General features: G+C 72.6%; 13 protein-coding genes. 10 read left to right on the forward strand and 3 right to left on the reverse strand.

Annotated elements, in window-relative coordinates:
* Window positions 1–404: response regulator transcription factor (locus TR50_RS48890; RefSeq protein WP_042422108.1), on the forward strand; the 404-nt coding region annotated here is incomplete at its 5' end.
* An 18-nt stretch (window positions 405–422) separates the two neighbouring features.
* On the opposite strand, the gene TR50_RS17835 is transcribed toward TR50_RS48890, so the two are convergent.
* A complete protein-coding gene (locus TR50_RS17835) occupies window positions 423–623 on the reverse strand; it encodes a DUF8691 family protein (protein ID WP_042422001.1) in 201 nt (66 codons plus the stop codon).
* Window positions 624–828: 205 nt separating this feature from the next.
* Between TR50_RS17835 and TR50_RS17840 the strand changes: the two genes are divergently transcribed.
* The 3 genes from TR50_RS17840 to TR50_RS17850 are packed head-to-tail and all read left to right on the forward strand — an operon-like array spanning window position 829 to window position 2,087.
* Window positions 829–1,272, forward strand: coding sequence for a DUF6325 family protein (locus TR50_RS17840; protein WP_236654461.1), 444 nt, complete (start codon window positions 829–831; stop codon window positions 1,270–1,272).
* A 43-nt stretch (window positions 1,273–1,315) separates the two neighbouring features.
* Window positions 1,316–1,618 (forward strand): SHOCT domain-containing protein, encoded by a 303-nt coding sequence (locus TR50_RS17845; RefSeq protein ID WP_042422004.1) that lies wholly within the window; start codon window positions 1,316–1,318, stop codon window positions 1,616–1,618.
* A gap of 13 nt (window positions 1,619–1,631) precedes the next feature.
* Entirely contained in the window at window positions 1,632–2,087 is a 456-nt protein-coding gene (locus TR50_RS17850) for a DUF7144 family membrane protein (protein WP_152648455.1), read from the forward strand.
* Between the two features lie 54 nt (window positions 2,088–2,141).
* Here the strand turns inward: TR50_RS17850 and TR50_RS17855 are convergent, their stop codons facing one another.
* Window positions 2,142–3,449: a cation:proton antiporter gene (locus tag TR50_RS17855; protein WP_042422006.1), complete on the reverse strand. Its 1,308-nt coding sequence runs from the start codon at window positions 3,447–3,449 to the stop codon at window positions 2,142–2,144.
* Window positions 3,450–3,660: 211 nt separating this feature from the next.
* Here TR50_RS17855 and TR50_RS17860 point away from each other — a divergent pair, with 211 nt between their 5' ends.
* Together TR50_RS17860 and TR50_RS17865 are read left to right on the forward strand one after the other, a co-directional pair.
* Window positions 3,661–5,085, forward strand: a complete 1,425-nt coding sequence (locus TR50_RS17860) for a hypothetical protein (RefSeq protein ID WP_201776838.1) — start codon at window positions 3,661–3,663, stop codon at window positions 5,083–5,085.
* A 63-nt stretch (window positions 5,086–5,148) separates the two neighbouring features.
* Window positions 5,149–6,768: a sulfatase family protein gene (locus TR50_RS17865; RefSeq protein ID WP_052441064.1), complete on the forward strand. Its 1,620-nt coding sequence runs from the start codon at window positions 5,149–5,151 to the stop codon at window positions 6,766–6,768.
* 33 nt (window positions 6,769–6,801) lie between these two features.
* Here TR50_RS17865 and TR50_RS17870 read toward each other — a convergent pair whose 3' ends face one another.
* Entirely contained in the window at window positions 6,802–9,165 is a 2,364-nt protein-coding gene (locus TR50_RS17870; RefSeq protein ID WP_084700493.1) for a phosphoketolase family protein, read from the reverse strand.
* A gap of 160 nt (window positions 9,166–9,325) precedes the next feature.
* Between TR50_RS17870 and TR50_RS46745 the strand changes: the two genes are divergently transcribed.
* The 4 genes from TR50_RS46745 to TR50_RS17890 all read left to right on the forward strand — a co-directional run.
* Window positions 9,326–9,580, forward strand: a complete 255-nt coding sequence (locus TR50_RS46745) for a LapA family protein (protein WP_042422013.1) — start codon at window positions 9,326–9,328, stop codon at window positions 9,578–9,580.
* 102 nt (window positions 9,581–9,682) lie between these two features.
* Entirely contained in the window at window positions 9,683–10,594 is a 912-nt protein-coding gene (locus tag TR50_RS17880; protein ID WP_304941205.1) for a Gfo/Idh/MocA family protein, read from the forward strand.
* Between the two features lie 114 nt (window positions 10,595–10,708).
* A complete protein-coding gene (locus TR50_RS17885) occupies window positions 10,709–11,491 on the forward strand; it encodes a COG4705 family protein (RefSeq protein ID WP_042422017.1) in 783 nt (260 codons plus the stop codon).
* A 179-nt stretch (window positions 11,492–11,670) separates the two neighbouring features.
* On the forward strand, window positions 11,671–12,117 hold a 447-nt coding region (locus TR50_RS17890; protein ID WP_236654462.1), incomplete at its 3' end, for an AfsR/SARP family transcriptional regulator.

Raw genomic sequence — 12,117 nt, forward strand, 5'->3', positions numbered from 1 at the left:
GGTTGGTGCAGCGGGCGCTGGCCGCCGCCGACGGCGAACGACTGTGGCTGCCCTTCCGCCTCGCGTCCCCCTGGCTGCGCCGGGTGCTGCGCGGCGACCCGGCGCTCACCCGTGCCTACGCGTGGTTGCCCGCCGACCTGTGCCCGGCCCCGACCTCGGCTCCGGTCCCGGCAGGGTCCGGCGTCCTCGCCGCGGGGCTCCCGGCGGTCGTCGAGCCGCTGACGGAACGCGAGCACGAGGTGCTGGCCAGGGCCGCGGAGCTGATGTCCACCGAGGAGATCGCGGCCGACCTCCACCTGTCCGTCAACACCGTGAAGACGCATCTGAAGAGCATCAACCGCAAGCTCGGAGCCGGCCGCCGCGGCGAGGCCGTGCGGCGTGCGCGCCTGCTGAAACTGCTGTGAGCCTCGGCCGGGCCGACGTCAGTCGGGGAGTCGGCGCATCTCGGTGACCCGCAGACCGAACGCCTGGAAGCGGTTGAGCAGGCCGTAGAGATGCGCGTCGTCGGTGATCTGGCCGAACAGGATGGTCTGGTTCGGGATGAAGACGCCTTCGAGCTCCGGAAACGCGTCGTGCAAGGTCGTCTCCACCATCAGCCCCTCGACGCGGATCTCGTAGCGCATGTGACTCCTCCCGGCCGTGGATCCGAGGAGTACCGGCAGCTGCGGCTCCGGGGAACCCGCCATCCCTCCACCGTGCGACCGGCTCCGCCGGACCGGGTCACCCACGAGGGGTGATCCCCGGGAGGCCGGTCAGGGGGTTTCGTCGACAACGGGTGCTGGACGCGGAGCCGGTGCCGCGTCGGGCCGCACAACCCGAGGAGGAGACGTGACCACCGAATTCAACGAGATGGGACCGATCGACTACCTGATCGTCGAGTTCCCCGGCAGCCGGATGACCGGTGAGGGGCTGCCGCTCCTGGTCGACCTGGTGGACCGGGGCATCATCCGGATCCTCGACCTGGCCTTCGTCCGCAAGGAGAACGACGGCACCCTGACGGGGCTTCAGGTCGCCGACTTCGACGCCGACGGCGAACTGGACCTCGCCGTGTTCGAGGGGGTCTCCTCCGGCCTGCTGGGCCAGGACGACATGGAGGAGGCCACGGCGATCCTGTCGCCGGGGGACTCCGCCGGGGTCCTGATCTACGAGAACCTCTGGGCCGCCCCGTTGGCCGCGGCCCTGCGTCGAGGCGGCGGCCACATCGTCGCCGGAGGGCGGATCCCGGTGCAGGACATCCTCACCACGCTCGACGACCTGGACGGGGCGGCGTGATCCGCCGTCCGCCCGTCCACTCCGAAGCCGAAGGGAGCACACCATGCCTGGACTGATCCGGGGCGTCGCCCGCACCGCCGCCATCGCCGGGACAGCCACGGCCGTCTCCAACCGCGTCTCGCGCCGGCAGGCCGGCCGCTGGGCCGAACAGGAGCAGCGCGAGTACGAGGCGTCCGCGCAGGCCGGCTACGCGCCGCCGCAGGCCGCGCCCGCCGCCCCGGCACCGGCCGGCGGCGACATGGACAGCAAGCTCGCCCAGCTCCAGCAGCTGGGCGCCCTCAGGGACCAGGGGGTGCTGACCGACGCCGAGTTCGCGGCCCAGAAGGCCCGCATCCTGGGCCAGTGATTCGGAGGTTCCCATGGCATCACAAGCATCCTCCTCCGCCGCCTACCGACCGCGGTCCGCGGCGCGCGGGATGTCCGAGACACGGCGCAGCGGGTGGGTCACCTTCGCCGCCGTCATGCTCTTCCTGCTGGCGTTCTTCAACGGGCTCGACGGCATCGCCGCGATCCGGCAGTCCCGCATCTTCGTGAACGGCACGCTCCTGGTCGCGGGCGACCTGCGGGCCTGGGGCTGGACGGTGCTCGCCCTCGGCATCGCGCAGGCGTTCGCCGCCGTCGCCGTGCTGCGCGGCGGGCAGACCGGGCGCTGGTTCGGCGTCGGCATCCTGGGGCTGAACGCCTTCGCGCAGATGTGGTTCGTGTCCTCGTACCCGTTCTGGTCCCTGATGATCATCGCGCTGGACGTGGTGGCCATCTACGGCCTGTGCGTCTACGGCGGGCCGCCCGCAGTGGAGGAGGCGCCGGCGGAGTGACCGGCCGGCCCCGCCGCGGGCCCGGTCCGCACGTGCGCGGGCCGGGCCCGCGGGTCAGCCGTCGGGCTGCTCGATCGGGCCGAGCCTGCGGCGTCGCGGCGTGACGGGCGTCGCGGCGCTCTCCCGCAGCGCCGGATCGGCGGCGGCGGCCCGTTCGTACCAGCGCCCGTAACGCGCGGCGAGCAGCCCGGCCGAGGCGCCGTGGAGCACCACGCTCAGCCCGACGGTGACCGCGACCACCCGGCTGATCATCTCCACGCCCTGGATGTGCTCCTCGGCGACGAGGAGCCCGAAGACGACCGAGGCGAGCCCGCGCGGACCGAACCAGCCGACGTACGCCACGGTCGGGCGCTTCAGCCCGCTGCGGAGCAGCGCGAACGCGACGGGAACCATCCGGATCACGGTGAGGCTCAGCAGGGCGTAGCCGACGATCGCCCAGCTGAGGTGCTGGAGGGCGGGACCGAGCAGCACGGCGCCGAAGAACAGCAGGCTCAGCATGGCCAGCAGGCCGCCGAGGTCCTCGGCCAGTTCGGTGGTGTCGGCCAGCTCGACCGTCGGCCGCCCGGTGCCGCGCCAGACCCCGGCGAAGGCGAACCCCGCCACCCAGGCCGCGATGAAGCCGCTTCCGTGGGTCACGGCGGCCAGCGTGTACGCGCCGACGGCCGCCGCGAGGACGAAGATCTCACGCCAGTCGCGGGCGACCCAGTCGTGGTCGAAGGACGCCCTGAGGAGCCGCCCGCCGAGCCCGCCGACCGCGAGCCCGAGCGCCGGACTGAGCAGCAGTGCGCTCCAGATCGTCTCGGCCATGCCCTCGTGGGCGTAGGAGGTGCCCGGGATCGCGGCCAGGAAGACCACGAAGAAGGGGAGCACCAGGCCGTCGTTCAGCCCGCTCTCCACGTTCAGCGTCTGACGTACCAGGCTCGGCACCCGGGGGTCGGAGATGGCGCCCTTACCGAGCGCCGCGTCGGTGGGCGCGAGGACGGTTCCCACCAGCGCGCACTCCCACAGGGTCAGCCCGGGGAAGAGCGGCCGGGCGAGCAGCCACCCCGCGCCGATCGTGAGCACCAGCCCGACCGACAGCAGCCGTCCGGCCAGGGTGCCCTCCGTGCGCAGGTCGGCCGGACGCACGGTCGAGGCGTCGACGAACAGCACGAGGGTCAGCGCGGCCTCCACCAGCGTGCGCAGCGGCCCGCTGTCGTGGCCCAGGCTCACCAGGTTCAGCCCGACGGGCCCCAGCAGGACGCCGAAGCCGACGAAGACCAGCGCGTCGGAGACCGGCGTCCGGGCCAGCCTGCGGGAGACCAGTGCGTAGCCGGCGGCGACGCCGGCGACCGCCGCTCCCGTCCAGCTGGCGTCACTCACCGAGCCCCCAATCGCGGCAGGAACCCGGAACAGGCCCTTCAGCCCACTCTGCGGCACGCCGCGTCGGCGCACGGGCATCGACACGGAGCTCTGCCACCCGACCGGGCCAGTCCCTGTCGCCGACCCGCCGGTCGGCGGCTTTCCTGGGACGTGGGCTGGCGGACGGCCCTGACGGGCAGCCAGGACCGAGCGTCCAGGACGGGAGCAGCACATGGCGCCACCGGACGACGGCCCCGCCCCGCCCCCGGAGCCCGAACCGCACCCGCCGGATCGGCCCGAGCCGCAGCCCGGGGAGTTGGAGGAGCTGCGGCGGCGGATCGCCCAGTTGGAGGCGCGCCACGTGCCCGCGCAGCGCGAGCACCACCGGATGCGGGCCACCGGATCGGCGGTGCTGATCGTGCTGGCCGCGGTGCTCTCGCTGCTGGCGGTGGTGTCCGTCTGGGCGCGCGACCAGGTGACCGACACCGGCCGCTTCGTCACGACGATGGCGCCGCTGGCGAGCGATCCGCAGGTGCAGAGCGCGCTGACCACCCGGGTCACCAACCTGGTGGTGCAGCAGATCGACGTACCGTCGTTGGTGGGTCAGCTCTCCCAGGCCGCCTCGCAGAAGGGCGTCCCGCCGAAGGCCGCGAACCTGATCGGGTCGCTCAGCGGACCGATCGGCAGTGGCATCACCAGCCTGGTCGGCACGGTCGTCAACAAGGTCGTCACCAGCCCGGCCTTCGCCACGCTGTGGACCAACGCGCTGCGCGCCGCGCACGCCTCCATGGTCAAGGCGCTGACGGGTCAGGGCGGCGGGGCCGTGTCGTTGGAGAACAACCAGGTCACCATCGACCTCGGGCCCATCATCGCGCAGGTCAAGACGCAGTTGGAGAACGCCGGGCTCGGGCTGGTGGCGAAGCTCCCGGCCGTCCATCCGACCTTCACCGTGTACGAGTCCACGTCCATCGGGAAGTACAAGTCCTACCTGCGGCTGCTGGACATCGTCGGCAACTGGCTTCCGGTGGTCGCGGTCCTCGTCGCGGCCGCGGGCGTCTACCTGGCCCGGGACCGGAGACGGGCGCTGATCGGGGCGACGGTGGCGATCGCGGTGGCCATGCTGGTGCTGGGTGTGGCGCTGGCGGTCTTCCGCGGCTACTTCCTCGACCAGCTTCCGCCCGGCGTCAACTCCGGCGCGGCGGGCGCGGTGTACGACGCGCTGGTGCACTTCCTGCGGGTCACCGTGCGGGCGGTCGGGGTGCTCGCGGTGCTGGTGGCCCTCGGCGCGTTCTTCGTCGGCCCCTCGCGGGCCGCCACGTTCGTCCGGGCGGCGTCCAGCACCGGACTCGGCGGCGTCCGGCAGGCGGCCGAGCAGGTGGGCTTCCGCGCCGGTCCGGTGGAGCGGTTCGTGCGGCGCTTCAAGCACTGGATCGGGGTCGCGATCCTGCTGATCGCCGCGCTGGTCTTCGTGTTCTGGGACCACCCCACCGGGATGGTGGTGTTCTGGTTCGCCTTCGTCGTCCTGATGGCCTTCGCTGTCCGCGAGTTCCTGGCCCCCGGCCCCGGCCTCGCCGAACTGCGGCAGAAGGCGCCGCCCGGCCCTGGCGATCCTGGCGGCGAGGGCTCACCCGTCCGGCCGCCCCCGGCCGCGTCCTGACGGGCCGTTCGCGGCGGGCGGCCTAGATTCGGAACGAGGCGAGCGGCGAACGAGGGGCAGGCCATGACCAGGCGACCGAACATCCTGCTGATCGTCACCGACGAGGAGCGGGCCTCCCTCCCCAGGCCGCAGGGCTACTCGCTGCCCGCCCGGGAGCGGATCGCGGCCCGGGGGACCACCTTCGAGCGCTACTACACCGCCTCGGCGCAGTGCAGCTCCGCCCGGTCGGTGATCTACACCGGGCAGCACGTGCCGATCACCGAGATCTACGACAACGACAACATGCCCTACATCCGCCCGCTCGACCCCGGGCTGGGCACGCTCGGCACGATGCTGCGGGCCGCCGGCTACTACACCAGCTACCAGGGCAAGTGGCACCTGTCGAACGCCTACCTCACGCCGGAGCACCCGGGCCCCACCACGGACGCCCTGGAGCCCTACGGCTTCAGCGAGTTCAACGACTGGGGCGACATCGACGGCGGCGCCTGGGCGGGGCTCAAGATCGACCCGGTGATCGCCGGCCAGGCCGTGAAATGGCTGCGCAACCGCGCCCCGGTGGTCTCGCAGGACCAGCCGTGGTTCATGGCCGTCAACTTCGTGAACCCGCACGACATCATGAGCTTCGACTACGGCGGGCGGCCCCAGGTGCAGCTCCCGTTCGGGCTCGCCCACGCGGTCGTGGCGCGGGCGGCCGCGGACATCCCCGTCTACCGGCGCCGCTGGGACTTCGACCTGCCCGAGAGCCTGCGCGACGACCTGACGGGCGCCGCGCCGGCCATCGCCGAGTACGCGCGGGTGATGGACACGGTCTTCGGTCCGGTCGCCGACGACCAGCACTGGTACGACGGCCTGAACTTCTACCTCAACGCGATCCGCGACGTGGACCGCAGCGTCGAGTTCGTCCTGGACGCCCTGGAGGCGTCCGGGCAGGCGGACGGCACGGTCGTCGTCTTCACCTCCGACCACGGCGAGATGGCGGGCTCCCACGGCCTGCGCCAGAAGGGCAACCTGATCTACGACGAGAACTTCCACGTCCCCTTTCTGATCGCCCACCCCGATCTGGCCGGCGGGGCGCGCACCGGCGCCCTCGCGTCCGCGGTCGACCTCGCTCCCACGCTCCTGGAGATCGCCGGCCTCGAGGCGGCCGACAGGGCCACCCGGCACCCGGCGTTGAAGGGGCACTCGCTGATGCCGGTGCTGCACGGCGGATCGGTGCGCGAGGGAGTCCTGAAGGCCGTGGAGTCGATCACGACGCTCGACGCCTCCTTCTGGTTCGAGTTCGCCGACCCCGAGGCGCCGGGGCGCGTGGCCTCCGGCGACCTGCGGCCCGACTGGGAGAAGCGCGGCTTCCTGCGCGGGTGCAGCGACCAGCGCTACACCTTCGGCCGCTACTTCTCCCCGCTCAACCCGAACCGTCCCGCCGACACCGAGGCGCTGCTGGCCGACAACGACGTCGTCCTCTACGACCGCGAGCAGGACCCGGCGGAGACCCGCAACCTGGCCGCCGACCCCGCGAACCGCGAACTGGTCGAGCGCTACCGCGCGTTGCTGGAGGGCCTCATCGACGCCGAGATCGGCGCCGACACGCGCGCGTGGGTCACCGAGCGTCCCCGCCTGCTGGGTTGGCCCACCTGGCACGGCGACACCGACCGCCCCGAGGCGCTCGCCTCGGGCGGCCGGTAGGCGGGTAGGCCGGTCCGCCACCGCTTCGGCGGTTCAGCCGGTCCAGCTCCAGTCGGCGACCTCGGGCAGGTCCGCGCCGTGGGCGCGGATCCAGTCGGTGTGCCGGGTGCGGACGTCGGCCATCCGCTGACGCAGCGGCGCGGCGCGGACCGCGAGCCCGGGGACGCGGTCGATCACGTCCATGACGAGGCGGTAGCGGTCCAGGTCGTTGCGGACCACCATGTCGAACGGCGTGGTCGTGGTGCCGGACTCCTTGTACCCGCGTACGTGCATCTGCGGGTGGACCGCGCGGCTGTAGGCGAGCCGGTGGATGAGCCACGGGTAGCCGTGGTAGCCGAAGATCACCGGCCGGTCCCGGGTGAAGACCGCGTCGAACTCCGGGTCGCTCAGCCCGTGCGGGTGCTCACCCGCGGGCATCAGCCGGGCCAGGTCGACGACGTTGACCACCCGTGCGGCGAGGTCCGGCAGTTCGTGCCGCAGCAGCTGAGCGGCCGCCAGCACCTCCTGCGTCGGGACGTCGCCCGCGCAGGCCAGCACCACGTCCGGCTCGCGGTCGCCGCGTTCGGTGCCGGCCCACTCCCAGATGCCGAGCCCGCGCGCGCAGTGGACGCGCGCCTGCTCCAGGCTGAGCCAGTCGAAGCACGGCTGCTTGCCCGCCACCACCACGTTGACGTAGTCCCGGCTGCGCAGCACGTGTTCGGCCACGCTGAGCAGCGTGTTGGCGTCCGGCGGGAGGTAGATCCGGACCGCTTCGGGGCTCTTGTTGAGCACGTGGTCGACGAAGCCCGGGTCCTGGTGCGAGAAGCCGTTGTGGTCCTGGCGCCACACGTGCGAGGTGAGCAGGTAGTTGAGCGAGGCGATCGGCGCCCGCCAGGGGATCTGCCGGGTGGTCCGCAGCCACTTGATGTGCTGGTTGACCATCGAGTCGACGATGTGGACGAACGCCTCGTAGCAGGAGAACAGGCCATGACGGCCCGTCAGCAGGTAGCCCTCCAGCCAGCCCTGGCACAGGTGCTCGGAGAGCACCTCCATCACCCGCCCGTCGCGCGCCAGATGCTCGTCGACCGGCAGGACCTCGGCCTGCCAGGCCTTGCCGGTGGCGGTGTAGACGGCCTGCAACCGGTTCGAGGCGGTCTCGTCCGGGCCGACCAGGCGGAAGTCGCGGCGCGCGGCGGTGTCCGCCATCACCTGGGCGAGGTAGTCGCCCAGCACACGGGTCGGCTCGTGCAGGCTGGTGCCGGGCTTGTCGACGGGGACGGCGAACCGCTCCAGCTCCCGCAGCGGCAGGTCGCGCAGCAGCAGACCGCCGTTCGCGTGCGGGTTCGCGCCCAACCGGCGGGCGCCGGAGGGGATCTGCGCGAGCACGCCCGGCACCGGGCGCCCGTCGGCGTCGAACAGCTCCTCGGGGCGGTAGGAGCGCAGCCACGCCTCCAGTTGGCGCAGGTGCTCGGGGTTCTCGCGGACCTCGGCGAGCGGCACCTGGTGCGCCCGCCAGGTCCCCTCGACCGGCAGGCCGTCCACCCGGGCCGGGCCGGTCCAGCCCTTGGGCGTGCGCAGCACGATCATCGGCCAGCGCGGGCGCTCCGTCGCGCCCTGGGTGCGCGCGGCGTGCTGGGCGCCGGCGACGGCGTCCAGGGCGGCGTCGAGAGCGGCCGCGAAGGCGCGGTGCACCTCGGCGGGCTGGTCGCCGGTGACGTGGAGCGGCGTGTAGCCGTAGCCGCGCAGCAGCTCGTCCAGCTCAGCCTCGGGGAGCCGGGCGAGGACGGTCGGGTTGGCGATCTTGTACCCGTTCAGGTGCAGGATCGGCAGCACCGCGCCGTCGTGCACCGGGTCGAGGAACTTGTTGCCGTGCCAGGAGGTGGCCAGCGGTCCGGTCTCGGCCTCGCCGTCGCCGACGACGCAGGCGACGACCAGGTCCGGGTTGTCGAGGGCGGCCCCGTAGGCGTGCGCCAGCGCGTAGCCGAGTTCGCCGCCCTCGTGGATCGAGCCCGGCGTCTCGGGGGCCACGTGGGACGGGACACCGCCGGGGAAGGAGAACTGCCGGAACAGGCGGGCCATGCCGGCCTCGTCGCGGGTGATGCTCGGGTAGTGGTCGGTGTAGCTGCCGTCCAGCCAGGAGCAGGCGAGGACCGCCGGTCCGCCGTGGCCCGGTCCCCAGACGCAGAGGGCGTCGAGGTCGCGGGCGCGGATCGCGCGGTTCAGGTGGGTGTGCACGAGGTTGAGCCCGGGGGAGGTGCCCCAGTGGCCGAGCAGCCTGGGTTTGATGTGCTCGGGGCGCAGCGGCTCGCGCAGCAGCGGGTTGTCCATCAGGTAGATCTGTCCGACGGCGAGGTAGTTGGCGGCGCGCCAGTGCGCGTCGAGCTCGGCGAGTTCCGCGTCGGTCAGCGGTGCGCTCATGGTCGGCTCCCCCTCCGGGAGTGCAGGCGACGGCCTCTTCGTCCTCACCCTCCAGCCTGCCGGGCGGCCCCGCCGCGCGGACAGGGCCGACCGGCCCACTGTCCGTGCCCCGTGGCGCCCTCGCCGGGCGCGGGCGGGGCCGCCGTCCCAGACTGGAAGAATGACCACGAACAAAGAGGCTGCCGAGCGTCGGATCGGCGGGGTGCGAGTCACCGGCGGCAGGATCGTCCTCCTGGTCGTGACGGTCCTGGCGGTGTGGTTCATCCTCATGAACCGGACCACGGTCAAGATCCACCTGTGGGGCATCACCACGGTGAACGCCCCGATGTGGGTGGTCCTGCTGATCATGCTGCTGGCCGGCTGCGTGATCGGGGCCCTCGGCTACATGCGGATGCAGGCCCGCCGACGACGCTGACCGCGCACGGGCCACCGACGCGGCGTGGGTAGGGTGAGCGGGTCGGTGATCACCCGCGTCCCTGGAGCGCCCATGCCTCACTCCCTCCCCGTCGACGCACTGCTGCCGGTCGGGGTGGTCGGCCTCGGAGACATCGCGCAGAAGGCGTACCTGCCGGTGCTCGGGGCGCTGCCGGGCCTGGACCTGCGGCTGATGACGCGGGACCGGGAGAAGGTCGAGCGGCTCGGCGACGCCTACCGCGTGGGGGCGCGGGCCCGCTTCACCGACCTCCGCGAGCTGATCGACAGCGGCATCCGGGCCGCGTTCGTGCACGCCGCCACCGACCAGCACGTGCCCGTCGTCGAGCGGCTGCTCGCGGCCGATGTCGACGTCTACGTGGACAAGCCCCTCGACCACACCCTGGACGGGGCCCGTCGCCTGGTCGAGTTGGCCGAGCGCCGCGGGCGCTCCCTCATGGTCGGCTTCAACCGCCGCCACGCGCCCGGCTACGTGGAGGCCGCGGCGCAGCCGCGCGACCTGGTCCTGCTGCAGAAGAACCGCCGGTCCCTGCCCGAGGCGCCGCGCAGCATGGTCTTCGACGACTTCGTCCACGTCGTCGACACCCTGCGCTACCTGCTGCCCGGCGAGGCGACGCATCGCGCGGTGCGCTGGCGGTGCACGGAGGGCCCGGACGGGCGCCCGCTGCTGCGCCACCTGGTGCTGGAGCTGTCCGGCGACGGATTCACCGCCCTGGGGATCATGAACCGCGAGAGCGGCGCCACCGAGGAGGTGCTGGAGGTCTCCGGACGCGGCGCGAAGCTGGAGGTCCGCAACCTCGCCGAGACCGTCTCCTACCCGGACGGCGACCCGGTCGTCCGCCGTCGCCCCGACTGGGTCCCGGTCGCCCGGCAGCGCGGCATCGAGCAGGTCGTCCTCGCCTTCCTCGACGCCGTCCGCTCCGGCAAGCTCCTCGACGCGCGCGACGCGCTGGAGACGCACGAACTGTGCGAGTGGATCGTGGGCCAGATCGAGTAGCGCAGATCGAGTAGCTCTGTACCGGTATGGGCGATTCCATAAGTGGGTGAAGATTTCCGGCCCGGGGCCCCCGTGGCTGGGGACGGGCGTCGCGGTGTGAAAAGCTCTGCGGTTATGGCGAGAGATCAACTGCTGCACGCCCGCCACGGCGGGGTGGACGCCCGACAGGCTCTGAGCAAGGTCCCCGAAGTCACCGTGGTCTTCTGGGTCGTCAAGGTGCTCACCACCGGCATGGGCGAGACCACCTCCGACTTCCTGGTGAAGACCTTCAACCCGTTCCTGGTCGTGCCGGCGGCCGGCGTGGTGCTGGCGGTCGCGCTCGCGGTACAGCTGCTCGCCAAGCGCTACAGCGCCGCGGTCTACTGGTTCGCGGTGGTGATGGTCAGCGTCTTCGGCACGATGGCCGCCGACGTGCTGCACGTGCAGCTCGGCATCCCCTACGTCGTCTCCACCGGCTTCTTCGCCGTCGTCCTGGCCGCGGTCCTCGGCCTGTGGTACGCGACGGAGAAGACGCTCTCGATCCACAGCATCACCACCCGCCGCCGCGAGCTCTTCTACTGGGCGACGGTGCTCACCACCTTCGCGCTCGGCACCGCGACCGGCGACATGACCGCCAGCACGCTGAAGCTCGGCTACTTCTCCTCCGGCGTGCTCTTCGCCGTCCTCATCGCGATCCCGACCGTCGGCCACTGGAAGCTCGGCCTGAACGCGATCTTCGCCTTCTGGTTCGCGTACATCGTCACGCGGCCGCTGGGCGCGTCGTTCGCCGACTGGATGGGCGTCTCGCACGGCCGCGGCGGACTGGACTGGGGCACCGGCCCGGTCAGCCTCGTGCTCGCCGCGCTGATCGCGGTCTTCGTCGGCTACCTGGCCGTCAGCCGCAAGGACGTCGCCTGACCTGCCCGACCCGACTCCGAACCGAGGTGCGCCGTCCACAGCCGTGGGCGGCGCACCGCTCGTTGGGGGCTGTTCCCAGCCGGAAATTCATGATCCTCTTGCCAGGGTCCCTCGCAGCTCCTGCACTAGCCTGAGCTGCCCGTGACCTGACACCCCGTACAGAAGAGGCAATCGACGACGTGGAAGCCCTGCGGTTGCAGATCCTCGGCCCGGTGCGCGGTCGGTGCGGAGACCGGGAGATCGGGCTCGGCAGTCCGCAACAGCAGGCGATGCTGGCCGCGCTGCTCCTGGGACCGGGGCGGACGGCCGGAGCCGAGGAGCTGGTCCAGGCGCTGTGGGGTGAGCGGCCGCCCGCGCGCGGCAGGGCCGTGCTGCGCACCTACGCCTGGCGGCTGCGGCAGGCGCTCGCCGAGGCGGGGGCGGCGGGGGACGCGGTCCTGGTCTCCGTCGCGGGCGGGTACCGGCTGGCGCTCGACGCGGGCGCGCTCGACGCCGACGCGGCCGACGCCCTCGCCCGCGACGCCGAGCGGGCCCAGGCCGCGGACCGGGGCGAGCAGGCACGCGAGCTGTTGCAGCAGGCACTGGACCTGTGGCGGGGCGAGCCCCTCGCCGCTGTGCCGGGGCCG

The organism is Streptacidiphilus anmyonensis (genome assembly GCF_000787855.1).
Lineage (GTDB): Bacteria > Actinomycetota > Actinomycetes > Streptomycetales > Streptomycetaceae > Streptacidiphilus > Streptacidiphilus anmyonensis.

Coding starts and splice junctions, on each gene's coding strand:
- TR50_RS17835 (WP_042422001.1), bottom strand. CDS start 623: ATGCGCTACGAGATCCGCGTCGAGGGGCTGATGGTGGAGACGACCTTG.
- TR50_RS17845 (WP_042422004.1), top strand. CDS start 1,316: ATGCCTGGACTGATCCGGGGCGTCGCCCGCACCGCCGCCATCGCCGGG.
- TR50_RS17850 (WP_152648455.1), top strand. CDS start 1,632: ATGGCATCACAAGCATCCTCCTCCGCCGCCTACCGACCGCGGTCCGCG.
- TR50_RS17860 (WP_201776838.1), top strand. CDS start 3,661: ATGGCGCCACCGGACGACGGCCCCGCCCCGCCCCCGGAGCCCGAACCG.
- TR50_RS17865 (WP_052441064.1), top strand. CDS start 5,149: ATGACCAGGCGACCGAACATCCTGCTGATCGTCACCGACGAGGAGCGG.
- TR50_RS17870 (WP_084700493.1), bottom strand. CDS start 9,165: ATGAGCGCACCGCTGACCGACGCGGAACTCGCCGAGCTCGACGCGCAC.
- TR50_RS46745 (WP_042422013.1), top strand. CDS start 9,326: ATGACCACGAACAAAGAGGCTGCCGAGCGTCGGATCGGCGGGGTGCGA.
- TR50_RS17885 (WP_042422017.1), top strand. CDS start 10,709: ATGGCGAGAGATCAACTGCTGCACGCCCGCCACGGCGGGGTGGACGCC.